This window comes from Cedecea sp. FDAARGOS_727, from assembly GCF_012273235.1.
GTDB classification, from domain to species: Bacteria; Pseudomonadota; Gammaproteobacteria; order Enterobacterales; family Enterobacteriaceae; genus Cedecea; species Cedecea davisae.
In genome coordinates, this window is record NZ_CP050966.1 from 3,082,901 (window position 1) to 3,107,195 (window position 24,295).

A 24,295-nucleotide genomic window follows, 5' to 3' on the forward strand; every position below is an offset into this window, starting at 1 on the left:
CTATGAAGGCAGGGATGATAGCGCGGCTCCGCCAGGTCACGGAGAGTATGCGGTGCCAGGGTATTCGACGCCTGATGGTGCTGGCCGGAGAGAGCGGCTGGAGCAGCCAGCAGGTGCAAGCCCTGGCGGCCCATTTGCCGGGGGACTGGCTTTGGGTCGGCGGCTCGCCTGAACTGCCGCTTAGCTGCGCCCCGGCGGCGCTGCGAACTTTGCTGGGGCGAGAATTTCAGCACGCGGTTTTCGACGCACGAAACGGGCTGGACGCCGCGGCGCTGGCTGCCCTTTCCGGGACGCTCAGGGCGGGAAGTTGGCTGCTTCTGCTGGTGCCTGATTGGGAAAGCTGGCCCGAACAACCGGATGAAGACTCCGCCCGCTGGAGCGACGCTCCGCAGCCCATTGCCACGCCGAATTTTATCTCCCATCTGCAAACCTGCCTGAGCCACGATGCCGGATCGGTGCTGTGGTGCCAGCAGCCTGGGTTAATCCTGCCTGATTTTGCTCCCCGGCCAGACTGGCTCCCCGCCAGCGGCGCGCCGGAGAAAGAGCAGGCGGAAATTCTGGCCGGGCTTTCAAAAATGGACTCCGGCGTTGCCGTGGTTACCGCCGCCAGGGGCAGAGGTAAGTCGGCCCTGGCGGGAATGCTGGTCAACACCAGTCCTGGAATGAGCCTGGTTACCGCCCCGACTAAAGCCGCAACCGACGTTCTGGCAAGCTATGCGGGTGAGCGTTTTCAGTTTATGCCCCCGGATGCGCTGGCGGCAGAAAACATGCCTGCGGGATTTAGCTGGTTGATTGTTGATGAAGCTGCCGCTATTCCGGCTCCGCTGCTGCGACAGGTAATTGCTTGTTTCCCCCGCGTGTTGCTTACCACCACGGTTCAGGGTTATGAAGGCACGGGGCGGGGATTTTTGCTGAAATTCTGTGCCTCTCTTCCGTCTTTGCGGCGGTTCACGCTTAGCGCGCCGATCCGCTGGGCACAGAACGATCCGCTGGAACAGGCGATCGACGAGATCATGCTGTTTGACGAGCCGGAAATGGAGCGGCCTGTACAGGGTGAACCGGTACTTGCGGCCGTCGGGCAGGCAGACTGGCGGCGCGATGCCGGTCAGCTAAAGCAGATGTACCGCCTGCTGTCGGGCGCGCATTATCGCACATCGCCCCTCGACTTGCGGCGCATGCTGGATGCGCCGGGCCAGCATTTTATCGCTGCAAACGCAGGCGATAAATGTGTCGGAGCTTTATGGCTGGTGGAAGAGGGCGGGCTGGACGAAACCTTAAGCCGCTGCGTGTGGGCCGGGCTCCGCCGTCCACGCGGGAATCTTGTTGCGCAATCACTGGCCGCTCATGGCGGCAGCCCGCTGGCCGCTACGCTGAAAGGGCTGCGCGTCAGCAGGATCGCCGTACACCCCAGGCGGCAGCGGGAACATATTGGCGCCAGCATGGTTGAACGTGCGCGTGGGCTGGCCGGGGGGCAATATGACTATCTTTCGGTCAGCTTCGGCTACACCGATGAACTGTGGCGTTTCTGGCAGCGCTGCGGGTTTGAGCTGGTGCGTGTCGGAAGCCACAAAGAGGCCAGCAGCGGCTGTTATAGCGCGATGGCGCTGCTGCCGCTAACGGTGCAAGGGCAGACGCTCGTTCGCGAAGAGCGACAAAGGCTGGCAAGAGACTGGCCGTGGCTCAGGGAATGGATTGAATTAAACCTGCCGCTGGCTTCCACGCGGCCAGCACAATTGCTGGACGAGGACTGGCTGGATTTGTCCGGTTTTGCCTTCGCCCATCGTCCGCTGGAAGCCTGCATCGGGTCGCTAAATCGCCTGCTGCTGGCCTGTGATTTGCCGCTGCCCGCGCTGCGAGGCCGCCTCCAGCGGTACGAAAGCGCTGCGATACTAAGCCAGCAACTTGGTCTTTCCGGGAAAAAAGGGCTGTTGGCAGCGATGCGGCAGGAGGCCGCACTGGCGCTGGAAAATCTCAATCGCAGCCGCAGCGATTCCCTGCGAACGGGCGTTTTGCAATTGCAAAAATTTCGCTAAGTCGTTCAATGAAACGGCATGGTCATCCCCGGGCAGCGGCGTATAGTTAGCGCTATTAACCGAGGAGAAAACCATGAAACACGACCATTTTGTTGTCCAGAGTCCGTCGGCTCCCGCAAGCCAATTGCTGCTGCTGTTCCACGGCGTCGGCGACACCGCAAAAGCGATGGGCGAGATTGGCAGCTGGTTTGCTCCTGAGTTTCCGGATGCCCTGATAGTCAGCATTGGCGGCCCCGCGCAGAGCGGCTTCGGCGGCGGGCGTGAATGGTTCTCCGTTGTCGGCGTAACCGAAGAAAACCGCCAGCTGCGGGTTGATACCGCGATGCCGGGCTTTATTGAAACCGTGCGCTACTGGCAGCAACAAAGCGGCGTGAGCGCGGCGGCGACGGCGCTGATTGGTTTTTCTCAGGGGGCGATAATGGCGCTGGAAAGTCTTAAAGCCGAGCCGGGTCTTGTGGGGCGCGTGATTGCCTTTAGCGGCCGTTATGCCGGTCTACCGCAGCAGGCATCAACCAGCACCACCATCCACCTGATCCACGGCGATAACGACAAGGTTATCCACGCTACGCACGCGGTGGATGCGGCCGAAAAATTGCTGGAGCTTGGCGGCGACGTGACATTGGATTTAATTGATGATTTGGGGCACACCATCGACGACCGCAGCATGAAGGCGGCGCTGGATCATCTGCGTTATACCGTGCCGAAGCACTATTTTGACGAGGCTTTAGGCGGCGGAGCGCCGAAGAATGACGATTTGATTGAGCTGCTGTAACCAGGCAGGACTTCACTCCTCCCTCCGGCTGGAAGGGAGGAGTACAGCATTACTTCTTCTTCTCTGGCCAGTCGTCGTCTTTATCCCATTTATCGTTAAAATCACGATGCGGCGGAAGCTCCGGCTTGTTGGCCATATACTTCTTGGGGTCGATGCGGCTCAGGTCTTTAATCACGTTAATAAACATCCCCAGCAATAACACCAGGACGATAATCCACCAGTAATGCGATAGCCATTCCATGCTGATACCTCGTTCAGTTGACTGCCCGTCAGGCGACAAGCTGTTCCATAATGCGTTGATACATCCGGGCCAGCATCTGCAGGTCGGCGGCGTTGACGCATTCATTGATTTTATGAATGGTGGCGTTCACCGGCCCCAGTTCCACAACCTGAGCGCCCATACGGGCAATAAAGCGCCCATCGGATGTACCGCCTGTGGTTAACAGCTGCGGTTTAATCTCATTATAGTGCTCAATGGCGTTCACTACCGCATCCACCAGCTTACCGCGCGCGGTCAGGAACGGCTGGCCGGAGAGCCACCATTCAACGGTGTAGCGCAGCTGGTGCTTCTCCAGCAGGGCTATCACGCGCTGTTTAATATCTTCGTCGGTCAGCTCGGTGCTGAAGCGGAAGTTAAACTGCACGAACATATCACCGGGGATCACGTTGTTGCTGCCGGTCCCCGCCTGTACGTTGGCTACCTGCATGCTGGTGGCCGGGAAGAATTCGTTACCCCGGTCCCACTCAATACCCACCAGCTCGTTCAGCATTGGCGCGGCACGGTGTACCGGGTTATCCGCAAGGTGTGGATAGGCAACGTGGCCCTGCACGCCGTGAATGGTCAGGTTGCAGGTCAGAGAGCCACGGCGGCCGTTTTTCACCACGTCGCCGACGACTTCGGTGCTTGAAGGCTCGCCCACCAGGCAATAATCCAGGCGTTCGCGGCGCTCCATCAGCGCTTCGACGACTTTCACGGTGCCGTTTTTCGCGCTGGCTTCTTCATCGGAAGTTATCAGAAACGCCAGGCGGCCTTTATGGTTGGGATGCTGAGCGACAAAACGCTCCGCAGCGACCACCATTGCCGCCAGCGAACCTTTCATATCCGCCGCGCCGCGGCCAAACAGCATGCCGTCACGAATGGTCGGTTCGAAAGGCGGGTTGATCCAGCGGTCAGCATCGCCCGTTGGCACTACGTCGGTGTGCCCGGCGAACGCCAGCGTTTCACCCTGTCCACGCCAGGCCCAGAAGTTCTGGGTATCGCCAAAATCCATATGTTCGACGGTAAAACCAATCGCACGCAGACGCTCAATCAGCAGCGCCTGGCAACCGGCATCATCGGGGCTCAGGGAAGGACGACGAATAAGCTGTTGCGTCAGCTCAATAACCGGGCAGGACATAAGACTATACCTCGTTGATAAACTGCTGATAATTGGTTTCGGTGAAACCCAGCAGCATAGGCTTACCCGGCGCGCAGAGCAATGGGCGTTTGATGATTGCCGGCATCTCCAGCATCAATGCCGCCGCGCTTTTAGCATCGTTAATGGAGGCGCGGCGGGCTTCATCCAGCTTGCGCCAGGTGGTACCGCGGGAATTCAGCAGCGGCTCCCATCCCAGTTCGGCAATAAAACTCTCCAGCAGCGGCGCGTCCAGCCCGTCAACACGGTAATCGTGGAACTGATAATCCACGCCGTTGGCTTCCAGAAAGCGGCGGGCCTTTTTAATGGTGTCGCAGTTTTTAATGCCGTACAGGGTAATCATGGGCGGTCACTCTTGTTTAGATGGTCTGGCCGGTCATTTTGCCGCAGCTGAGGGCAATTATCGAGCCGCGATTGCCCGCTAAATCGTTATTCTGCTAACAATATATTTGTGAGTTTGCTCAACAGTTGTCCGCTCAAAAAAGGTTCAACGGGAGAATATATCCGCGTATAATTGCGCCAACATCAAGAGAGGCGGTTATGATTGAGCACGAGTTAGGGCAGTGGAAAGACTTCATCGAAGATATGTTGCGCAAATAAGCGTTCCGGCATAAAAAGCAACGGCGCGATATTCTGGTTCTGAATACTCTGCGAACATCACTAAAAAGGCGACCTGTGAAGGCCGCCTTTTTGTTGCTTAGTGTTCAGGGTGCTCTTTCAGCGGGAACCGCCTGCGCACCAGGACGAAGAACAGCGGCACAAAGAAGATAGCCAGCACGGTGGCTGAAATCATCCCGCCCATTACGCCGGTGCCTACCGCGTGCTGGCTGCCCGAGCCTGCCCCGGTGCTGGTCGCCATCGGCAGAACCCCGAAGATAAACGCCAGAGAAGTCATCAGAATAGGGCGCAGGCGCTGGCGGCTGGCCTCGAGCGTGGCGGAAACCAGATCCTGGCCTTTGGCATTAAGATCGTTAGCGAACTCGACGATCAAAATGGCGTTTTTCGCCGAAAGGCCGATAACCGTCAGCAGGCCGACCTGGAAGTACACGTCGTTTTCCAGGCCACGCATCCAGGTGGCGAGCAGGGCACCAATCACCCCGAGCGGCACCACCAGCATCACCGAGAACGGTACAGACCAGCTTTCATACAGCGCCGCCAGGCACAGGAACACCACCAGCAGAGAAATAGCGTAGAGCGCCGGAGCCTGCGCCCCGGAAAGGCGTTCCTGGTAGGACATGCCCGTCCACTCCAGGCCGAATCCGTTCGGCAGCTTGCTGACCAGCTGCTCCATGATATCCATCGCCGTACCGGTACTTAGGCCGGGTGCAGCCTCGCCAACAATTTCCAGCGCGGAGTAGCCGTTATAGCGCTCAAGGCGCGGCGAGCCGGTTTCCCAGCGCGAAGTCGCAAACGCGGAGAACGGCACCATGCTGCCGGTTTTATTACGCACGTACCAGCTGTTGATATCGTCCGGCAACATGCGGTATTTAGCCGCGGCCTGAACATAGACCTTCTTCACGCGCCCGCGATCCATAAAGTCGTTCACATAGCTTGAGCCCCAGGCGGTTTGCAGCGTGTTATTGATATCGTCGATGGAGACGCCAAGCGCCTGCGCCTTGCGCTGGTCGATATCGATTTGCAGCTGCGGGCTGTCGTCGAGGCCGTTGTGGCGTACACGCGTCAGCTGCGGGTTGCTTCCGGCCATTTCCAGAAGCTGGTCACGAGCCTGCATCAGCGCATCGTGCCCGGCACCGGCATGATCCTGTAGCTCCATATCGAAGCCCGCGGCGTTGCCGAGGCCGTTAATCGCCGGAGGACTGCTGGCGATAACCCGCGCCTCTTTAATCTTGTTAAACGCTTTGGTTGCCCGCTCGATGATTGCAAACGAGCTTCCGTCCGCGCTGCGCTCTTCCCAGTCTTTCAGGCGGATAAACATACGCGCCACGTTTTGCCCGTTACCGCCGGGCCCCGCGCCGATGGTTGAAAAGACCGAGACTACGTTGTCTTTCTCTTTGCTCAGGTAATACTGCTCAACCTGCTGAACCACTTTGGTGGTTTGCTGCTGCGTGGCACCGCTTGGGAGCTGCACGGAGGTGGTAAACACGCCGCGGTCTTCCTGCGGCAGGAACGAGGTTGGCAGCTTCATAAACAGGAACACCATGCCGCCGAGCAGCAGAGCGTAAATCAGCATCCAGCGTGCGCTGCGGGCGAGGATCCGGGCAACGCCGTTTTCATAGCGTTCAGCGCCGCGGTTAAAGGTGCGGTTAAACCAGCCGAAGAAGCCTTTCTGGCCGTGATGCTCGCCCTTGTGCAGCGGCTTAAGAATGGTGGCGCACAGCGCCGGAGTCAGGATCATCGCCACCAGCACCGAGAGCACCATCGCGGCAACGATAGTGATGGAGAACTGGCGATAAATAGCCCCGGTGGTGCCGCCAAAGAACGCCATTGGCACGAATACCGCCGAGAGCACCATCGCGATGCCCACCAGCGCGCCCTGAATTTGCCCCATCGATTTGCGGGTGGCCTCTCTTGGGGAGAGCCCTTCCTCGCTCATAATACGTTCGACGTTTTCCACCACCACGATAGCGTCATCCACCAGCAGGCCGATGGCGAGAACGGTGGCGAACATCGTCAGGGTGTTAATGCTGTAGCCGAAGACGTAAAGCACGGCAAAGGTGCCAAGCAGAACCACCGGCACCGCAATCGTCGGGATCAGCGTGGCGCGGAAGTTTTGCAAGAACAGGTACATGACCAGGAAGACCAGCAGGATCGCTTCCAGCAGCGTCTTGACGACGTCGGTTATAGAGGCCTTGACGAAAGGCGAGGTTTCATAGGCGATTTTCGCTTCGAGGCCGTGCGGGAAAAACTGCGACAGCTCTTCTATTTTGGCGCGGGCCAGCTTGTCGGTTTCCATCTCGTTAGCGCCGGAAGCCAGCTTGATGCCAAGCCCGGAGGCGGGCTGACCGTTATAGGTGCTGAGGAAATCATATTTTTCCGCGCCCATCTCCACCTGAGCGACGTCGCCCAGCGTCACCAGCGAACCGTCCTGATTCACCCGCAGGGTGATGTCCTTAAACTGCTGGGGAGTTTGCAGCAGCGACTGGGCGTTGATGGTGGCGTTCAGCGCCTGCTTGTCGAGCGCTGGCGTGCCGCCAAGCTGGCCGACTGCAATTTGCGCATTCTGGGATTTGATGGCGGTGAGCACATCCCCGGTGGTCATCTGGTAGTTGATGAGCTTGTTTGGGTCGAGCCAGATACGCATGGAGTATTGCGAGCCGTAGGCATCCACGCCGCCGACGCCGTTCACGCGGCTCATTGGGTCCTGCACATTACTGGCAACGTAGTCGGCGATGTCCTGCTTATCCATGCTGCCGTCGGTGGAGACGAAGGCCACCATCAGGATATTGGTATCCCCGGTTTTATTGACCGTCACGCCCTGGGTTTGCACATCCTGCGGCAGCTTGCGCACCGCCGACTGCAGCTGGTTTTGTACCTGCTGAACCGCGGAGTCAGGATCGGTTCCGGCCTTAAAACTCAGGGTAATGGTGGCCTGACCGGCGCTGCTGCTCTGGGAGGACATGTACATCATATTGTCCAGCCCGGTCATGCTTTGCTCGATAACCTGGGTAACGGTGTTCTCCAGCGTTTGCGCCGAAGCCCCGGGATAGTTAGCGGTGATTCTTACGTTTGGCGGCGCGAGGTCAGGATATTGCTCGACGGGGAGCGAAAAAATAGCCAGCGCGCCGGTAAGGCAAAGCAATATTGCCAGCACCCAGGCAAAAATGGGGCGAGAAATGAAAAAATTCGCCATGCGGTCAGGACCCCTTAAAAGCTTCTAATTGTTATCAATAACCGCACCACTGTAGCTTTAACCGCTTAATCAAACGTGGAGAAATTTAGGAGATCGTGTAAATTAGCTTGGTAATTGGCAGGATTTGTAACCATACCTTTTATTGGGTCGTTTTAACCCCGACTTTCCAGAAATAGCACCGTCGCAGCCACGCGCGATCTCACCTGCAGCTTGCGCAGCAGATTGCGAATATGCACCTTTACCGTCTCTTCGGAAATATGCAGCCCGCTGGCGATTTGCTTATTAGAAAGCCCGCGCGCCACTTCCGACAGGACGTCCAGCTCTCGCTCGGTGAGAATAGCAAATGGATTGCTGTTTTGCCGCTCGCTGCCCCGGTTATGTAAATACTCACGAACCTGCTCGCTAAAGGCTTTTCCGCCCGCCAGACACTGATGGATCTCCTGCAACAGCACTTCAGGATCGCTGTCTTTCAGCAGATAGCCGTCGGCTCCGGCATCTATGAGCGTGAAAATGTCGCTGCGCGCGTCGGAAACGGTAAGGATAACTACTCTGGCACTCACGCCATCCCGGCGCAGGGCGTTTAACGTATCCAGCCCGCTAAGCCCCTTCATATTGAGGTCGAGCAGGATAAGGTCAGGCGCAAGGCGGTTAGCCAGGCTAACCGCTTCTGCACCGCTGCTGGCTTCCCCAATGACTTCAAACGCGCGATCCAGCTCGAGAAGCTGGCGGACTCCACGCCTCATCAGCGGATGATCGTCGACGATTAACACCTGGCAAACTGCTTTCTCGGACATTGCTGACTCCTGAATCAGGCTATTTATCATTATAGTTTTGCCGGGAGCGGAGAGGTAAACACCACTTCGACCCGCGTTCCGCCCCCCAAAGGGCGGGAAATAGTAAGCTCGCCGCCGAGGCGACCGGCCCGTTCATGCATAATATTCAGTCCGTAATGGCCCTCTGGCTCATCAAAGCTGGCAATCCCGCTGCCGTTATCGAATACCGATGCATAATGTTCGCCGTTCTCCTGCGAGCGGCAAACAACTTCGATACGCCCGGCCGCCGAATGCTTAATGGCGTTGAGCACCGCCTCGCGGATGATTTGCAGCAGGTGAATTTGCTGAGAGGCGTCCAGCGCCTGGCTTGGCATACTGCATTGCAGGCTGATTTCCGCCTGCGTCTGCTCGCGCAGCGGCCCGAGCATTTCCTGTAAAGCGGCCGGTAAGTCCGCCTGCTGAAGCGTCAGGCGAAAAGTTGTTAATAATTCACGTAGCTGGCGGTAAGCGTCGTTTAGCGCCTGAGAGAAGTCGCCCACAATCCGCTGAGCGGCCTGGTTTTCATCAGGTACGGCACGCTTTAGCAACGTTAACTGAATACGCAGGTAGGAGAGTACCTGTGCCAGCGAGTCGTGCAGCTCCCTGGCAATGGTGGCCCGTTCTTCCATAAGCAGTAGCTGCTGGTAATGTTTTTGCGCCTGGCTAAAGTACACCCCGCGCCCGAGCATAGTGGCGACGCTCGCCATCAACTGCTGAGAAGGCGCTTCGCCCGCAGGCTGCCAGCGCAGCGAGCCGTAGGCGCTGTCCTGCTGAACAAGCGGCAGGGACTGCCATTCGCCTTCCGGCTGAGGCGTGCCTTCTGCCAGACACCAGTTTTCCCCCACCCGCATTTCAAGGGCATTAACGGACTCATGCTGGTGGATAATCTTCAGGATTTGCATAAAACAGCGTTTGTCGATGGTGCTGACGTTTAGCGCCTGCGAGCAGCTATACAGCACTTCGAGCATGCGGTTGGCTTCCTGCAGGCGCAGGGTTTTCTGCTCTACCTGATGCTCCAGAGAACGGTAAAGCTTTTGCAATTCATCCGTCATGCGGATAAAGGCTTTTGCCAGTTGTCCCAGCTCGTTGGGCAGCGAAGGGTTGAGATCCGGCAGGGTAAATTCTCCGCGCTCAATCGCCCGGCTTGCCTCAACCATGGTGTTTAACGGGGCAACAACCTGCTGGCGAATACGCCGCAGAGTGAAGAACACCAGGGTAAAAATCGCCATAAAACCGACCACCGAGGCCGCAACCACCTGCATCATTTTTCGCTCGGCATAATGCTGGAGCGCCAGCACAAACAGGTCTATTTGCCCGACATAGGCCGCAATATTGTGGCGATACCAGTCAAGATCGCCGCTGCGTATTTGCTGCTGCATTTGCTGCCAGTCCTGCTGTAAAGAGAGATAGCGAGATTTCACCTCTTCTGGCACCCAAAACCGATTGAGCTGCCGCAGCGTGGGGGAGTTGAGCGACCGCTGGTAGAGCTGCAGATGGTCCGGGAGAGATGCCCGATCGCCCTGTAAATCATAGCCCAGACGGTAGCTCTGCATTCTCAGGGAGCCTGCGATATTCACCGCCTCGGCATCTTTCAGGCTGCTTGCCAGCGTCAGCATCGCAATGCCCGTTGAGAGCAGCGACAGCAAAACAATCGAAAAGAAGGCGCGCGCGAGGCTACTCGAGACCGGGCGTTTTACAATCACGACGCAATAACCCCTGAAAGCGTATGGTGGGCGAAACGTACCAGAATCTGACCGGCTCGCAAACGCCTGGATACGACTTTTTCACCGCAGCGCGAAAAATGCGGCCTTATTTAACGCCTGCTCTTTGATCCGACAACGTCATTTACCCCTTTAGGGGGATGCTTTTGTAATCCCTCGTCACATACCTTAGGGTTCGGTAAAAGCCCGTAAATATTCCGGGGATAAAAACAAAAAATTGACTGCCCGGTAGCGTGCCTGTCGGGAACTTTGAGCAAGGATCTGCCCAATGGCTAAACTGACCCGCCGCGGCTTATTGACCGGCGGCTGGCGCAACGCCACTCCTGCTATTCGCCCGCCCTGGAGCGGGGATGAATCTCATTTTTTGCTGGACTGCACCCGCTGCGATCTCTGTATTACCTCCTGCGGCGAACGCGTGCTGAGGCGCGGGAAGAGCGGCTACCCCGAAATCGACTTTACGCGCGGCGAGTGTACTTTTTGCTACGCCTGCGCTGAAGCCTGCCCGCAGAAGCTTTTTGCTGCTCGTGAGACGCAGCCCTGGTCACTCTCTTTGCGGCTGGCCGACACTTGCCTTGCCTGGCACCAGGTGGAATGCCGTAGCTGCGAAGACGCCTGCGAGCCTCAGGCCATCCGTTTTTTACCTTCAATGCAGGGCGTTTCTCGCCCAAAGCTTTCTCTTTCTGTCTGTAATGGCTGCGGTGCCTGCGTTGCGGGCTGCCCGGCGTCAGCCATAACCCTGAGGCCACAAGATGCACACTGACTGGCACGTTTGCGGCCTGGTGGTTCAGGCCAAACCTGAACATATTGCTGCTGTGCGCAGCGCCCTTAATCAGCTTGCGGGAAGCGAAGTGGCCGGCGATGACGCCGGGACCGGCAAGCTGGCGGTCGTGATGGAGGCAGCTGACGGCAAAACGCTGCTCGAACAAATAGAGCTGGCCCGCAATATCTCCGGCGTGCTGGCGGTGTCGCTGGTTTATCACCAGCAGAATGAACAAGGTGAGGAAGCACCATGAAACTCAGTCGTCGTAGCTTTATGAAAGCGAACGCCGTAGCCGCTGCCGCCGCGGCGGCGGGCCTCAGCGTGCCGGGCGTTGCGCGCGCGGTAGTGGGCAAGTCAGATGCCATTAAATGGGATAAAGCGCCGTGTCGCTTCTGCGGCACCGGCTGTAGCGTGTTGGTTGGGACGCAAAATGGCCGCGTTGTGGCAAGCCAGGGCGACCCTGAAGCAGCGGTTAACCGCGGGCTGCTGTGCATTAAAGGCTACTTCCTGCCAAAAATCATGTACGGCAAAGACAGGCTTACTCAGCCTCTGCTTCGCATGAAGGACGGGCAGTACCACAAAGAAGGTGAATTCCAGCCGGTCAGCTGGGAGCAGGCCTTCGACGTGATGGAAGAGAAGTTCAAAATCAGCCTCAGGGAGAAGGGACCGGAGTCCGTCGGCATGTTCGGCTCCGGGCAGTGGACGGTATGGGAAGGCTACGCCGCATCAAAGCTGTTTAAAGCGGGGTTCCGTACCAATAACATCGACCCGAATGCCCGCCACTGCATGGCGTCGGCGGTTGTCGGCTTTATGCGTACCTTCGGCATGGACGAGCCGATGGGCTGCTACGACGATATCGAGCAGGCGGATGCTTTTGTGCTTTGGGGCTCCAACATGGCGGAGATGCACCCGATTTTGTGGACGCGCATCACCAATCGCCGCCTGTCCGATGAAAACGTTAACGTTTCGGTGCTTTCCACCTATCAGCACCGCAGCTTCGAGCTGGCGGATAACGGAATGGTTTTCACGCCGCAAAGTGACCTGGCTATTCTCAACTACATCGCCAACTACATCATTGAAAATAATGCGATTAATGAGAGCTTCTTTAAGCAGCATGTCAACCTGCGGCGGGGCGCGACGGATATTGGTTACGGGCTGCGCCCCACTCATCCGCTGGAAAAAGCCGCTAAAAACCCGGGGTCAGATGCCTCAGAGCCGATGAGCTTTGAAGAGTACAAAGCGTTCGTGGCCGAGTACACGCTTGAGAAGACCTCAGAAATGAGCGGCGTGCCGCAAGATCAGCTGGAAGCGCTGGCGCAGCTATATGCCGATCCGAACAAAAAAGTGGTCTCTTACTGGACGATGGGCTTTAACCAGCATACCCGTGGCGTATGGGCCAATAACCTGGTTTATAACCTGCACTTGCTGACGGGCAAAATTTCTAAGCCCGGCTGCGGGCCGTTCTCGCTTACCGGCCAGCCTTCCGCCTGCGGTACGGCTCGCGAAGTGGGAACCTTCTCGCACCGCCTGCCTGCCGATATGGTCGTCACGAATGATAAGCACCGCGATATCGCCGAAAAGATGTGGCAACTCCCGGCGGGTACGCTGCCTGCCAAAGTCGGTTTGCACGCGGTGGCGCAGGACAGGGCGCTGAAAGACGGCAAGCTGAATGTTTACTGGGTGATGTGTAACAACAATATGCAGGCCGGGCCGAATATCACCGAAGAGCGTATGCCCGGCTGGCGTGACCCGCGCAATTTCATCATCGTTTCTGACCCGTATCCGACCATCAGCGCGCTTTCGGCAGATCTTATCCTGCCAACGGCCATGTGGGTTGAAAAAGAGGGGGCCTACGGTAACGCCGAACGCCGTACCCAGTTCTGGCGGCAGCAGGTGAGCGCTCCGGGTGAAGCGAAATCTGACCTCTGGCAACTGGTGGCGTTCGCTAAACGCTTCAAGGTTGAAGAGGTCTGGCCCGCTGAACTTGTCAACGCTAAGCCGGAGTATCGCGGCAAAACGTTGTTCGACGTGCTGTTTGCCAACTCAAACGTCAGCAAATTCCCGCTGAGCGAGCTGGCGGAAGGGCAGCTTAATGACGAATCCCACGAACTCGGGTTCTACCTGCAAAAAGGGCTGTTCGAAGAGTATGCGGCCTTCGGGCGCGGGCACGGGCACGATCTCGCCCCGTTCGATGATTACCACAAAGCTCGCGGTCTGCGCTGGCCGGTGGTTGACGGGAAAGAGACGCAGTGGCGCTACAGCGAGCAGCACGACCCTTACGTCAAAGCGGGTGAAGCGTTCCGGTTTTACGGTAAGCCGGACGGAAAGGCGGTGATTTTTGCTCTGCCGTTCGAACCGGCAGCCGAGGAGCCGGATGAAGAATATGACCTGTGGCTCTCTACCGGCCGCGTGCTTGAGCATTGGCACACGGGCACCATGACGCGCCGTGTTCCCGAGCTGCACCGTGCCTTCCCGGAGGCGGTCGTGTTTATTCATCCGCTGGACGCTCAGGCGCGCGGGCTGCGCCGTGGCGACAAAGTGAAGCTTATCTCTCGCCGCGGGGAAGTCATTTCCATCGTCGAAACCCGTGGCCGCAATAAGCCGCCGCGAGGGCTGGTTTATATGCCGTTCTTCGACGCCGCGCAGCTGGTAAATAACCTGACGCTGGATGCCACCGACCCGCTATCCAAAGAGGCGGACTTCAAGAAGTGTGCCGTCAAGCTGGCGAAGGTCTGATGAATAATTTGAGCAAATCCGGGAGTAAATTCATGAAAAAACAATTGCTGAAAAACGGCGTGATGCCGTGGATTGCCGGGCTGCTGCTGGCCGTGAGCGGCGTGACCTGGGCGGCTAACGGGGCGGATTTAAGTTCATCCCCGGAAGTGTCGGCGACGGAAAAGGGTTCGGTCCATATGCCGAAGCAGCAGGGAAAGATGGCGCTGAACTACGTCAATCAGCCGCCGCTTATCCCGCACAGCGTGGACGGCTACCAGGTTAACAGTAACTACAACCGCTGCATGCAGTGTCACGGCGTTGAGCATTACCGCACCACCGGCGCGCCGCGCATCAGCCCGACCCACTTTATGGACGCTGAGGGGAAAGTGCTTTCTAACGTAGCTCCCCGGCGCTACTTCTGCCTACAATGTCACGTTCCGCAGACCGATGCCGCGCCAATCGTCGAAAATACTTTCACGCCGTCTAAAGGGTTTGGGGAATAAGCGATGGATAACTCAACCCGTAAACCTGGGCTACTAAAACGTCTCTGGCACTGGTGGCGTAGGCCGAGCCGCCTCGCGCTGGGGACACTGCTGCTTATTGGCTTTGGCGCAGGCATTATATTCTGGGGCGGTTTTAACACCGGTATGGAAATGTCTAACCGCGAGGAGTTTTGCATCAGCTGCCACGAAATGCGCAATAACGTGTACGAGGAGTACATGGGAACCGTGCATTACAACAACCGCAGCGGCGTGCGTGCGACCTGCCCGGACTGCCACGTTCCCCACGAGTGGGTGCCGAAAATGGTGCGTAAAATTCAGGCCAGCAAAGAGCTGTACGCTAAAGCTTTTGGCCTGATAGACACGCCGCAGAAGTTTGACGACCATCGTCTGGCGATGGCGCAAAATGAGTGGCGGCGTATGAAGAACAATAATTCGCAGGAGTGCCGCAACTGCCACAACTTCGATTATATGGACTTCACCGCTCAGAAAACGGTAGCGGCCAAAATGCATGACCAGGCGGTCAAGGACGGTAAAACCTGCATTGACTGCCACAAAGGGATTGCCCACAAGCTGCCGGATATGCGAGAGGTGGATACCGGGTTCTGACGGCGACGCCTGTGGGGCGTTCACGAGTTCGGGACCTGCATAGACAGCGGGATATTGCGTGAACGGAATCTCCTCCGGATTAGCATAAACGGCTGTAACCCGAAGAGATAACCTCTACAAGCCCGGCTATGTTCCGTTCACCCGTAAATCTGTTTTCCCTGCACGTTCCGCGTACGGTGAACGTGACAGGGGAAATTACGCCATTCCCCCTGACAGCCCCCGGCGCCCGGCAGCTCCACCCCGCCTGAGTTGGGTCAAAGCCGGGGGCGTTGAGAGCCGGGGACAAGAGCGTGGCTTTTGGATTTAACGCGACGTGGAGTATCAGAATGGCTGCGGAATTGAAGCGTGGCCGTTGTTCCGGCTTAAATCGCCTCCTTTTTCTCTCCGACTGACCAGGGTCCGGACGCCGGGAGCGGCCGAAGGCTGTGAGCGTCGGGAACGCATCGCAGCCGACTCAGGGCTGGGAGATAAAACGGAGGTTTACCGCTTGCGGCGATTTATCTCGCCGGGAGTCCGGGTTCTCAGGGGAGTGACGGTGACTCCCCCGAGACGTTCACGAGTCCGGGAGCTACATAAGCAGCGGAATATTGCTTGAACGGAATTACCTCCGGGTCTGCATAAACGGCTGTAAGCAGAAGAGATAACTTCTGTGAGCTCGGCTATGTTCCGTTCCCGACGATCGCTCTCTTTCTCTGCTCCCGGCAGCTCCACCCCACCTGAAATGGGGCAAAGCAGGGGACGATGAGAGCCGGGAATAAAACATCCTTAACGTAACGCGACAACGCTCACATAACGGCATATGATTATCCGCTCCCTTACCGCATTGTGGAGACCCTATGTCGTTACGAATTGAAGTCATCAAAGATAAAGTCCTGTCAGATAACTACTTCATCCTGCGCAATATTACCTATGACCTGTCTCGTAACGGCGCTGAAAGCGTGCGCCATAAGCGTGAAGTCTACGATCGCGGCAACGGGGCCACTATCCTGCTGTATAACCGGGAAAAGAAAACCGTGGTGCTTACGCGTCAGTTTCGCGTTGCAACCTGGGTTAATGGCAATACCGACGGGCGGCTGATTGAAGCCTGCGCCGGGCTGCTGGATGCCGATGAGCCGGAAGTGTGCGCCCGCAAAGAAGCAATGGAAGAGACCGGGTTCCAGGTCGGTGAGGTCGAAAAAGTCTTTGAGCTGTATATGTCTCCGGGTGGCGTAACGGAAATCGTTTACTTCTATCTGGCCGAATACAGTGACGCCCAGCGGGAGAACGCGGGCGGCGGTGTGGAGGATGAAGATATCGAGGTGCTGGAGATGCCGTTCAGCCAGGCGCTGGAGATGATGCGCAAGGGCGAAATTCGCGACGGTAAGACGGTGATATTGTTGCAACAGTTACAGTTACGCAATGTGATGGGTTAAAGTTCTGTAAAATCATCTAATTAACATTTTTAATCCCGGCATAAATCTATCCGACAAATCCGATTGAGCAGGCTGCCTCTGGAGCCGAAGATACGTGGCATTATCGTACGTTTTTCACGCTTCGTTTCTTAGGGTCAGCCTTTAATGTCTTATCGGATCTCATTCCTGCTTTTGCTCACTTTGCTTGTGGCGAACGCTGCAATAGCCGCTCCGGCGCAAAAGCAGTTTTCCGACTGGCAGGTGACCTGCAATAACCAGAACTTCTGTAGCGCCCGTAATACCGGGCTGCATCAGGGGCTGGTAATGGCATTGTCCCGCGGCGCGGGGGCGCGCAATGATGTGAATTTGCGCATCGACTTTGGCAACCTCGAAAGCGCCGATGTCAAAGTGCCGCCCGTTGAGCCGCGGCTCAGGCTGGACGGTGCGCCTCTGGTTCTTCAGCAAAATGAGTGGAAAATCACGCCTCACCACCTTATGACCAGTAACGCGGAGGCGATTAATGCCCTGCTAAACGCTATCGCAAACGGCGATAAAATTACGCTCGCCGACGGCGCTGGGGTTATTTCGCTAAGTGGTTTGAAAGCAGCGCTGCTGTTTATCGACAGCCAGCAAAAACGTGTTGGCAGCGAAACTGCGTGGATCAAAAAAGGCGACGGGCCGCCGCTTAGCGTGCCTCCCGCTCCCGCATTAAAAGAAGTGACTCTCCCCGAGACCCTGCCAGCGCCATTCTCCCATGATGAACTTAACGACCTGCTGGATTTCGGCTCCTGGCGCATGAATAACAGCCAGTGCTCGCTCGACCCGATGCGGCGTGAAGTCAGGGTTTTCCCGCTTGCTGATGATAAAGCGCTGATGCTCACCAGCTGTGAGGCCGGGGCCTATAACGTCGTGGATTTAGCGTGGGTGGTGTCAAGGCAAAAGCCGTTTGTTGCGCGGCCTGTTCGCCTGAAGCTGCCGTTTATGCCCGATAGCGGCTCTACGGATCTCGAACTGATGAACTCCGGATTCGATGAGCATAATCGGGAGCTAACTACGCTGGCTAAGGGGCGAGGGATTGGGGATTGCGGGGTTGCAACGCGCTGGCGTTATGACGGGCAGCGCTTCCGCCTTGTGCGGTATGCCGCCGAGTCCGCCTGCGATGAGTGGCATAAAGCGGGAGCCTGGCCAACGCTCTGGGTAACTAAATAGGCTAAACCTCTCCCGTAAAGGAGAGGCGTAGCGTCAGCGGCTATTTCTTCCCAAGGACTTTCCTGGCCTTCGCAACCACGTTTTCAGCCGTAAAACCAAAGAACGGGAACAGCTTCCCGGCGGGTGCGGACTCACCAAACGTTGTCATCCCGACAATCGCGCCTTTAAGCCCAACGTACTTGTACCAGTAGTCGGCAATACCGGCTTCTACCGCCACGCGAGCGCTGACGTCTGAAGGGAGTACGGACTCCTGATAGGCCTCGTCCTGAGCGTCGAATACGTCCGTGGACGGAATCGAAACGACTCGCACCTTGTGGCCTTCGTCACCCAGCGTTTTCGCAGCCTCAACCGTAATCTCCATTTCCGAGCCGGTAGCAATCAGGATGATATCCGGCTTGCCGTCGCTGTCTTTCAGGATGTAGCCGCCCCGGCTCACCGCCTTCAGCTGTTCTGGGCTACGCTCCATCTGCGCAAGGTTCTGGCGCGACAGGATCAACGCCGTTGGGCCGGTCTGGCGTTCAATCGCCGCTTTCCACGCCACAGCCGCTTCTACCTGATCGCAGGGGCGCCAGGTGCTGAAGTTTGGCGTCAGCCTCAGGCTGGCAAGCTGCTCAACCGCCTGGTGAGTCGGGCCGTCTTCGCCGAGGCCGATAGAGTCATGGGTATAAACCATGATTTGCCGGGCTTTCATCAGCGCTGCCATACGCGCCGCATTGCGGGCATATTCAACAAACATCAGGAAGGTTGCCGTATAAGGCACAAAGCCGCCGTGCAGGGCTATCCCGTTGGCGATGGCGGTCATGCCGAACTCGCGCACGCCGTAATGAATGTAGTTGCCCGCGCTGTCTTCCTTAATAGACTTAGACCCTTTCCAGATTGTCAGGTTGCTCGGGGCCAGGTCGGCGGAACCGCCAAGCAGCTCGGGCAGCACCGGGCCAAAAGCGTTAAGCGAATTCTGTGAGGCTTTACGGGTGGCTATTTTGTCCGGGTTAGCCTGGAGCTGCTCGATATAATGTTGAGCGGTTTTCTGCCAGTTTTCCGGCAACTTGCCTTCGGTGCGGCGCTTAAATTCGGCGCTGAGGGTTGGATGGGCTTTGGCGTAGGCGGCAAATTTTTCCTTCCAGCTGGCTTCCGCTTTCTCTCCTGCTTCTTTGGCATCCCAGGCTTGATAAATCTCTTTTGGGATTTCGAAAGGAGGATATTTCCAGCCGAGCTGCTTACGCGCCAGGGCCACTTCTTCTTCGCCCAGCGGTGCGCCGTGGGCTTCTTCTTTACCGGCTTTGTTCGGTGAGCCAAAGCCAATCACCGTGCGGCAGATTATCAGGGACGGTTTGTCTTTAACGCTCTGAGCTTCTTTAATCGCCTTTTTCAACGCTTCCGGGTCATGGCCGTCTATCTCATGGATGACGTGCCAGTGGTAGGCCTCGAAGCGTTTGGCCGTGTCGTCAGTGAACCAGCCGTCCGTTTCCCCGTCGATGGAGATGCCGTTGTGGTCATAAAAGCCAATCAGCTTGCCAAGCCCCAGCGTTCCGGCGAGGGAAGAGACTTCGTGGGAAATCCCTTCCATCAGGCAGCCGTCGCCCATAAACACGTAGGTGTAGTGGTCAACGATGTCATGGCCGGGTTGGTTAAACTGCGCGGCCAGCGTGCGTTCGGCTATTGCCATACCCACGGCGTTCGCCAGCCCCTGACCGAGCGGGCCGGTGGTGGTCTCAACGCCGGGCGTATAGCCCACTTCCGGGTGGCCCGGCGTTTTGGAGTGAAGCTGGCGGAAGTTTTTCAACTCATCCAGCGGCAGGTCATAACCGCTCAGGTGCAGCAGGCTGTAAAGCAGCATCGACGCATGGCCGTTCGACAGCACAAAGCGGTCGCGGTTGGCCCAGTGCGGGTTAGACGGGTTGTGGTGGAGAAAATCGTTCCACAACACTTCGGCGATATCGGCCATGCCCATCGGCGCGCCCGGGTGGCCGGAGTTGGCTTTCTGAACCGCGTCCATACTGAGGGCGCGAATGGCGTTGGCAAGCTCTTTACGTGATGACATGTTTCACTCCAGGTCTTGTTAAAGTTTGGCGGCGATCAGGTCTTCCAGTTTTCGTTGGTCTACGGCGAACAGGCGGATCCCTTCGGCCAGTTTCTCAACCGCCATGGCATCCTGATTATGTTCCCAGCGGAATTCTGCTTCGCTTAGCGGGGCAGGGCGACGGAACCCCTGAGAATGAGGAATAAGCTTGCGCACCACTTCTTCCTCGCTGTCCTGCAACTGCTGGAGAAGATTAGGCGCGATGGTTAGCCTGTCGCATCCGGCCAGGGCGAGGATCTGTTCGGTGCGGCGGAAACTGGCGCCCATTACGATGGTTTCGTAATTGTGCTGTTTAAAATAATCGTAGATGTTGCGTACCGATTTCACGCCCGGATCTTCTTCTACCACATACGGGTCCATCGGCTTACGGGCCTGATACCAGTCATAAATACGGCCTACGAACGGGGAGATAAGGAAAACGCCGGCTTCGGCGCAGGCGCGGGCCTGAGCGAAGGAGAACAGCAGCGTAAGGTTGCAATTAATGCCCTCTTTTTGTAGTTCTTCAGCGGCGCGAATACTCTCCCAGGTGGAGGCGAGCTTGATCAAAATGCGCGACTTATCGATCCCTTGCTCCGCGTACAGCTCTACCAGACGGCGCGCTTTCTCAATGCTTTTGTGCTTGTCGAACGACAGGCGGGCGTCAACTTCTGTAGACACGCGCCCCGGAATACTTTTCAGAATTTCCGCACCAAAGTTCACCGCCAGTTTGTCGCTGGCTTCGGCCACTATTTGCTCTCTACCGCCGCCGCGTCGTTTGCCATAGGCCAGAGCATCGTCAATAAGCGACTGATATTGCTCGAGCCCTGCGGCCTTTAAGAGCAATGAGGGGTTGGTTGTGGCGTCCTGGGGCTGGTAGTGGCGAATGGATTCGATGTCACCGCTGTCGGCGACCACGGTGGTGTACTGTTTAATACTGTCGAGCTGGTTCATTACTCTCTCCTTGAAAAAACAATGCCTTACTGGAGCGCTCCGTGTCGCTCGCCGTGAAAAATTACGCTTTGCCTGACCAGAAAGCATAGCAGACGGGCGGACATTGAGGCTGTGACCGCTAACATTGGTTCTATAGTTAGCTAACAATAATCACGCCTAATGTTAATAGTATGGCTACGTTCAAAGTTTGCGAAACGTGCCCGCGTGATACTACGTGGCTGATGTAACAATAAAGAAGACCGCTAAAGGAACGATGCAATGGATGAACAACTGAAGCAAAGTGCCCTCGATTTCCATGAATTTCCTGTTCCAGGGAAAATCCAGGTTTCTCCTACAAAACCGCTTGCTACTCAACGCGATCTGGCGCTGGCCTACTCGCCGGGCGTGGCTGCCCCCTGCCTTGAAATAGAAAAAGATCCGCTCGCCGCCTACAAATACACAGCGCGCGGCAACCTGGTGGGCGTGGTGTCTAACGGCACTGCGGTACTGGGGCTGGGCAACATCGGCGCTTTAGCCGGTAAACCCGTTATGGAAGGCAAGGGCGTGCTGTTTAAAAAATTCGCCGGGATCGACGTGTTCGATATCGAAATTGATGAGATGGATCCGGACAAGCTTATCGACGTTGTGGCGGCGCTGGAGCCAACTTTCGGCGGCATTAACTTAGAAGATATTAAAGCGCCAGAGTGCTTCTACATTGAGCAGAAGCTGCGCGAGCGTATGAATATTCCGGTGTTCCACGATGACCAGCACGGTACCGCCATTATCTGTACCGCCGCGGTGCTCAACGGCCTGCGCGTTGTAGAGAAAAATATCTCCGACGTGCGGCTGGTGGTTTCCGGGGCAGGCGCTTCGGCTATCGCCTGTATGAACCTGCTGGTGGCGCTTGGGATGCAGAAGCACAACATCGTGGTCTGCGACTCGAAGGGCGTTATCTATAAAGGTCGTGAAGAGAACATGGCGGAAACCAAAGCCGCCTACGCCGTGGAAGACACGGGTAAACGCACTCTCGACGACGTGATTGACGGGGCGGATATTTTCCTCGGCTGCTCCGGCCCGAAAGTGCTGACTCAGGATATGGTGAAAAAGATGGGTAAAGCGCCGCTGATTCTGGCGCTGGCTAACCCGGAACCGGAAATTCTGCCGCCGCTGGCGAAAGAAGTGCGCCCGGAAGCTATTATCTGTACCGGCCGTTCGGACTATCCAAACCAGGTTAACAACGTGCTGTGCTTCCCGTTCATCTTCCGTGGCGCGCTGGACGTTGGCGCAACGGCAATTAACGAAGAGATGAAGCTGGCGGCGGTTCACGCTATTGCCGAACTGGCCCACGCCGAGCAAAGCGACGTGGTGGCCTCTGCATATGGCGACCAGGAGCTGACGTTTGGGCCGGAATATATCATTCCAAAACCGTTCGACCCGCGCCTGATAGTTAAAATCGCCCCGGCCGTAGCGAAGGCGGCGATGGACTCCGGCGTGGCAACGCGGCCAATTAAAGACTTTGATGCTTATGTCGAAAAGCTGGCCGAGTTTGTCTACAAAACCAATCTGTTTATGAAGCCTATCTTCTCTCAGGCTCGCAAAGAGCCGAAGCGCGTGGTGCTGAGCGAAGGGGAGGAAGCCCGCGTTCTGCATGCGACTCAGGAATTGATTACGTTAGGGCTGGCGAAGCCTATCCTGATTGGCCGCCCGAGCGTTATCGAAATGCGTATCAAAAAACTTGGCCTGCAAATTCAGCCGGGCAAAGATTTTGAGATTGTTAACAACGAGTCAGATCCGCGCTTTAAGGAATACTGGAGCGAGTATTACAACATCATGAAGCGCCGCGGCATTACTCAGGAACAGGCGCAGCGTGCGGTGATTAGCAATACCACGGTTATCGGGGCGATAATGGTCCACCGTGGCGAAGCGGATGCGCTGATTTGCGGCACCATCGGCGAATATCACGAGCATTTTGACGTGGTGGAAAAACTGTTTGGCTACCGTGATGGCGTTAAAGCCGCCGGGGCAATGAACGCCCTGCTGCTGCCGAGCGGTAACACCTTTATCGCCGATACTTACGTGAATGATGACCCGACGCCGGAAGAGCTTACTGAAATCACGCTGCTGGCCGCGGAAACGGTACGTCGCTTTGGTATTGAGCCTAAGGTCGCGCTGCTGTCTCACTCCAACTACGGTTCTTCTGACTCGAAAGCCGCCTGCAAAATGCGTAAAACGCTGGAGCTGGTTCGCGAACGTGCGCCGGAGCTGGAAATTGACGGTGAGATGCACGGTGACGCGGCGCTGGTTGAAAGCATTCGCCACGAACGCATGCCGGACAGCCCGCTCAAAGGTTCAGCTAATATCCTGATTATGCCGAACGTAGAGGCCGCTCGCATTAGCTACAACCTGCTGCGTGTCTCCAGTTCTGAAGGGGTGACCGTTGGGCCGGTACTGATGGGCGTGGCGAAGCCGGTTCACGTATTAACGCCGATTGCTTCGGTGCGACGCATTGTGAATATGGTGGCGCTGGCCGTGGTGGAGGCGCAAACCGCCCCGCTTTGACTGGACTTCCCCTCACCCCACAGGGCGAGGGAGAAAACTGAGTAAAGTGAGCACTAAAGATCCCCTCTCCCTTCAGGGAGAGGGTAAAAAAGCTACACCCACTCCTTCACAGGCAGGAAATCTCGATACAGGGCAGCCTCAGGGCTGCCTTCTTCCGGCTGGTAGTCATACTCCCAGCGCACCAGCGGCGGCATCGACATTAAAATCGACTCGGTTCGTCCTCCGGTTTGCAGACCAAACAGCGTGCCTCTGTCCCACACCAGGTTAAATTCCACATAGCGACCGCGGCGGTAAAGCTGGAAGTTGCGCTCGCGCTCGCCGAACGGCAGCTGCCTGCGACGCTCAACAATCGGCAGGTAAGCGTCCAGATAGCCCTGGCCTACGGCCTGAATAAAGCGGAAACCGTAATCGAAGTCGGGCTGATTCAAATCATCGAAGAACAGGCCGCCAATGCCGCGCTGCTCGTTACGGTGCTTAATAAAGAAATAGTCGTCGCACCATTTTTTATAGCGAGGGTAAACGCCTTCGCCAAACGGCTGGCACAGGTCGCGAGCGGTGCGGTGCCAGTGAACGGCATCTTCTTCAAACCCATAATACGGGGTTAAGTCGAACCCGCCGCCAAACCACCATACCGGGTCGGCACCGGGTTTTTCTGCGATGAAAAAGCGCACATTCGCGTGACTGGTCGGTACATACGGACTGTTGGGGTGAACCACCAGCGAGACGCCCATGGCCTGAAAACTCCTGCCCGCAAGTTCCGGGCGATGCGCGGTTGCCGAGGCAGGCATGGCGTCGCCGTGGACGTGCGAAAAGTTTACCCCGGCCTGCTCAAACACCGAGCCGCCTCTGAGCACACGGCTACGCCCGCCGCCGCCGCCTTCGCGCTGCCAGTTATCTTCCTGAAAAGCCGTGCCGTCGATGGCGGAAAGCTGCTGGCAGATGGTGTCCTGTAATTTAAGCAGGAACTGTTTTACGGCGTGGATATCGGGCTCAGTCATA

Annotated in this window: 20 protein-coding genes; 11 read left to right on the top strand and 9 right to left on the bottom strand. The window is 57.1% G+C overall.

The features are described 5' to 3' along the window. Positions 1–14 precede the first annotated feature (14 nt). Positions 15–2,033 (top strand): tRNA(Met) cytidine acetyltransferase TmcA, encoded by a 2,019-nt coding sequence (locus FOC35_RS14625; protein ID WP_172569294.1) that lies wholly within the window; start codon positions 15–17, stop codon positions 2,031–2,033. Positions 2,034–2,106: 73 nt separating this feature from the next. Further along, positions 2,107–2,805, top strand: coding sequence for an esterase (ypfH, locus tag FOC35_RS14630; RefSeq protein WP_172569295.1), 699 nt, complete (start codon positions 2,107–2,109; stop codon positions 2,803–2,805). A 49-nt stretch (positions 2,806–2,854) separates the two neighbouring features. On the opposite strand, the gene FOC35_RS14635 is transcribed toward ypfH, so the two are convergent. The 3 genes from FOC35_RS14635 to FOC35_RS14645 are packed head-to-tail and all read right to left on the bottom strand — an operon-like array spanning position 2,855 to position 4,563. Continuing rightward, entirely contained in the window at positions 2,855–3,046 is a 192-nt protein-coding gene (locus FOC35_RS14635; protein ID WP_016537595.1) for a YpfN family protein, read from the bottom strand. A gap of 28 nt (positions 3,047–3,074) precedes the next feature. After that, positions 3,075–4,202 (bottom strand): succinyl-diaminopimelate desuccinylase, encoded by a 1,128-nt coding sequence (gene dapE, locus FOC35_RS14640; protein ID WP_016537594.1) that lies wholly within the window; start codon positions 4,200–4,202, stop codon positions 3,075–3,077. 4 nt (positions 4,203–4,206) lie between these two features. After that, entirely contained in the window at positions 4,207–4,563 is a 357-nt protein-coding gene (locus tag FOC35_RS14645) for an ArsC family reductase (protein WP_172569296.1), read from the bottom strand. 197 nt (positions 4,564–4,760) lie between these two features. Here FOC35_RS14645 and ypfM point away from each other — a divergent pair, with 197 nt between their 5' ends. Further along, positions 4,761–4,820 (top strand): protein YpfM, encoded by a 60-nt coding sequence (gene ypfM, locus FOC35_RS14650; RefSeq protein ID WP_115586383.1) that lies wholly within the window; start codon positions 4,761–4,763, stop codon positions 4,818–4,820. Positions 4,821–4,917: 97 nt separating this feature from the next. Here the strand turns inward: ypfM and acrD are convergent, their stop codons facing one another. The 3 genes from acrD to narQ all read right to left on the bottom strand — a co-directional run bounded on the left by acrD (position 4,918) and on the right by narQ (position 10,546). Continuing rightward, positions 4,918–8,031 (bottom strand): multidrug efflux RND transporter permease AcrD, encoded by a 3,114-nt coding sequence (gene acrD, locus FOC35_RS14655; RefSeq protein ID WP_172569297.1) that lies wholly within the window; start codon positions 8,029–8,031, stop codon positions 4,918–4,920. 152 nt (positions 8,032–8,183) lie between these two features. Further along, entirely contained in the window at positions 8,184–8,825 is a 642-nt protein-coding gene (gene narP, locus FOC35_RS14660; protein ID WP_172569298.1) for a nitrate/nitrite response regulator protein NarP, read from the bottom strand. Positions 8,826–8,854: 29 nt separating this feature from the next. Further along, on the bottom strand, positions 8,855–10,546 hold the full coding sequence (gene narQ, locus FOC35_RS14665; protein ID WP_172569299.1) for a nitrate/nitrite two-component system sensor histidine kinase NarQ: 1,692 nt from the start codon (positions 10,544–10,546) through the stop codon (positions 8,855–8,857). A gap of 286 nt (positions 10,547–10,832) precedes the next feature. Between narQ and napF the strand changes: the two genes are divergently transcribed. The 7 genes from napF (at position 10,833) to FOC35_RS14700 (ending at position 17,748) form a co-directional block, all read left to right on the top strand. Then, positions 10,833–11,324 (top strand): ferredoxin-type protein NapF, encoded by a 492-nt coding sequence (napF, locus tag FOC35_RS14670; protein WP_172569300.1) that lies wholly within the window; start codon positions 10,833–10,835, stop codon positions 11,322–11,324. Beyond that, a complete protein-coding gene (gene napD, locus FOC35_RS14675) occupies positions 11,314–11,577 on the top strand; it encodes a chaperone NapD (RefSeq protein ID WP_172569301.1) in 264 nt (87 codons plus the stop codon). The genes napF and napD overlap by 11 nt, the downstream gene beginning before the upstream one ends. Next, positions 11,574–14,060, top strand: coding sequence for a nitrate reductase catalytic subunit NapA (gene napA / locus FOC35_RS14680; RefSeq protein WP_172569302.1), 2,487 nt, complete (start codon positions 11,574–11,576; stop codon positions 14,058–14,060). Before napD ends, napA begins: the two co-directional genes overlap by 4 nt. A gap of 32 nt (positions 14,061–14,092) precedes the next feature. After that, a complete protein-coding gene (gene napB / locus FOC35_RS14685) occupies positions 14,093–14,542 on the top strand; it encodes a nitrate reductase cytochrome c-type subunit (protein ID WP_172569303.1) in 450 nt (149 codons plus the stop codon). Positions 14,543–14,545: 3 nt separating this feature from the next. Then, the gene (napC, locus tag FOC35_RS14690; protein ID WP_172569304.1) at positions 14,546–15,148 is read left to right on the top strand and encodes a cytochrome c-type protein NapC; all 603 of its coding nucleotides are present in this window, start codon (positions 14,546–14,548) and stop codon (positions 15,146–15,148) included. Positions 15,149–15,984: 836 nt separating this feature from the next. After that, complete coding sequence (gene nudK / locus FOC35_RS14695; RefSeq protein ID WP_016537583.1) at positions 15,985–16,560, top strand: GDP-mannose pyrophosphatase NudK; 576 nt, start codon at positions 15,985–15,987, stop codon at positions 16,558–16,560. A 144-nt stretch (positions 16,561–16,704) separates the two neighbouring features. Then, complete coding sequence (locus FOC35_RS14700; protein WP_172569305.1) at positions 16,705–17,748, top strand: DUF1176 domain-containing protein; 1,044 nt, start codon at positions 16,705–16,707, stop codon at positions 17,746–17,748. Positions 17,749–17,788: 40 nt separating this feature from the next. Here FOC35_RS14700 and tkt read toward each other — a convergent pair whose 3' ends face one another. Together tkt and tal are read right to left on the bottom strand one after the other, a co-directional pair. Further along, positions 17,789–19,789, bottom strand: coding sequence for a transketolase (gene tkt / locus FOC35_RS14705; RefSeq protein ID WP_172569306.1), 2,001 nt, complete (start codon positions 19,787–19,789; stop codon positions 17,789–17,791). 18 nt (positions 19,790–19,807) lie between these two features. Then, a complete protein-coding gene (gene tal / locus FOC35_RS14710; RefSeq protein WP_016537580.1) occupies positions 19,808–20,758 on the bottom strand; it encodes a transaldolase in 951 nt (316 codons plus the stop codon). Between the two features lie 258 nt (positions 20,759–21,016). On the opposite strand from tal, the gene maeB reads away from it, so the two are divergent. Then, positions 21,017–23,296 (top strand): NADP-dependent oxaloacetate-decarboxylating malate dehydrogenase, encoded by a 2,280-nt coding sequence (gene maeB / locus FOC35_RS14715; RefSeq protein WP_016537579.1) that lies wholly within the window; start codon positions 21,017–21,019, stop codon positions 23,294–23,296. Between the two features lie 92 nt (positions 23,297–23,388). Here maeB and hemF read toward each other — a convergent pair whose 3' ends face one another. After that, positions 23,389–24,294 (bottom strand): oxygen-dependent coproporphyrinogen oxidase, encoded by a 906-nt coding sequence (gene hemF, locus FOC35_RS14720; RefSeq protein WP_172569307.1) that lies wholly within the window; start codon positions 24,292–24,294, stop codon positions 23,389–23,391. Position 24,295: the final 1 nt, after the last annotated feature.

Excerpts from the sequence above, each read along its gene's own strand:
- FOC35_RS14645 (WP_172569296.1), bottom strand. The coding sequence starts at position 4,563 with ATGATTACCCTGTACGGCATTAAAAACTGCGACACCATTAAAAAGGCC.
- napC (WP_172569304.1), top strand. The coding sequence starts at position 14,546 with ATGGATAACTCAACCCGTAAACCTGGGCTACTAAAACGTCTCTGGCAC.
- napA (WP_172569302.1), top strand. The coding sequence starts at position 11,574 with ATGAAACTCAGTCGTCGTAGCTTTATGAAAGCGAACGCCGTAGCCGCT.
- hemF (WP_172569307.1), bottom strand. The coding sequence starts at position 24,294 with ATGACTGAGCCCGATATCCACGCCGTAAAACAGTTCCTGCTTAAATTA.
- narP (WP_172569298.1), bottom strand. The coding sequence starts at position 8,825 with ATGTCCGAGAAAGCAGTTTGCCAGGTGTTAATCGTCGACGATCATCCG.
- tal (WP_016537580.1), bottom strand. The coding sequence starts at position 20,758 with ATGAACCAGCTCGACAGTATTAAACAGTACACCACCGTGGTCGCCGAC.
- nudK (WP_016537583.1), top strand. The coding sequence starts at position 15,985 with ATGTCGTTACGAATTGAAGTCATCAAAGATAAAGTCCTGTCAGATAAC.
- napF (WP_172569300.1), top strand. The coding sequence starts at position 10,833 with ATGGCTAAACTGACCCGCCGCGGCTTATTGACCGGCGGCTGGCGCAAC.
- FOC35_RS14635 (WP_016537595.1), bottom strand. The coding sequence starts at position 3,046 with ATGGAATGGCTATCGCATTACTGGTGGATTATCGTCCTGGTGTTATTG.
- maeB (WP_016537579.1), top strand. The coding sequence starts at position 21,017 with ATGGATGAACAACTGAAGCAAAGTGCCCTCGATTTCCATGAATTTCCT.
- napD (WP_172569301.1), top strand. The coding sequence starts at position 11,314 with ATGCACACTGACTGGCACGTTTGCGGCCTGGTGGTTCAGGCCAAACCT.
- FOC35_RS14625 (WP_172569294.1), top strand. The coding sequence starts at position 15 with ATGATAGCGCGGCTCCGCCAGGTCACGGAGAGTATGCGGTGCCAGGGT.
- napB (WP_172569303.1), top strand. The coding sequence starts at position 14,093 with ATGAAAAAACAATTGCTGAAAAACGGCGTGATGCCGTGGATTGCCGGG.
- FOC35_RS14700 (WP_172569305.1), top strand. The coding sequence starts at position 16,705 with ATGTCTTATCGGATCTCATTCCTGCTTTTGCTCACTTTGCTTGTGGCG.
- ypfH (WP_172569295.1), top strand. The coding sequence starts at position 2,107 with ATGAAACACGACCATTTTGTTGTCCAGAGTCCGTCGGCTCCCGCAAGC.
- tkt (WP_172569306.1), bottom strand. The coding sequence starts at position 19,789 with ATGTCATCACGTAAAGAGCTTGCCAACGCCATTCGCGCCCTCAGTATG.
- dapE (WP_016537594.1), bottom strand. The coding sequence starts at position 4,202 with ATGTCCTGCCCGGTTATTGAGCTGACGCAACAGCTTATTCGTCGTCCT.
- acrD (WP_172569297.1), bottom strand. The coding sequence starts at position 8,031 with ATGGCGAATTTTTTCATTTCTCGCCCCATTTTTGCCTGGGTGCTGGCA.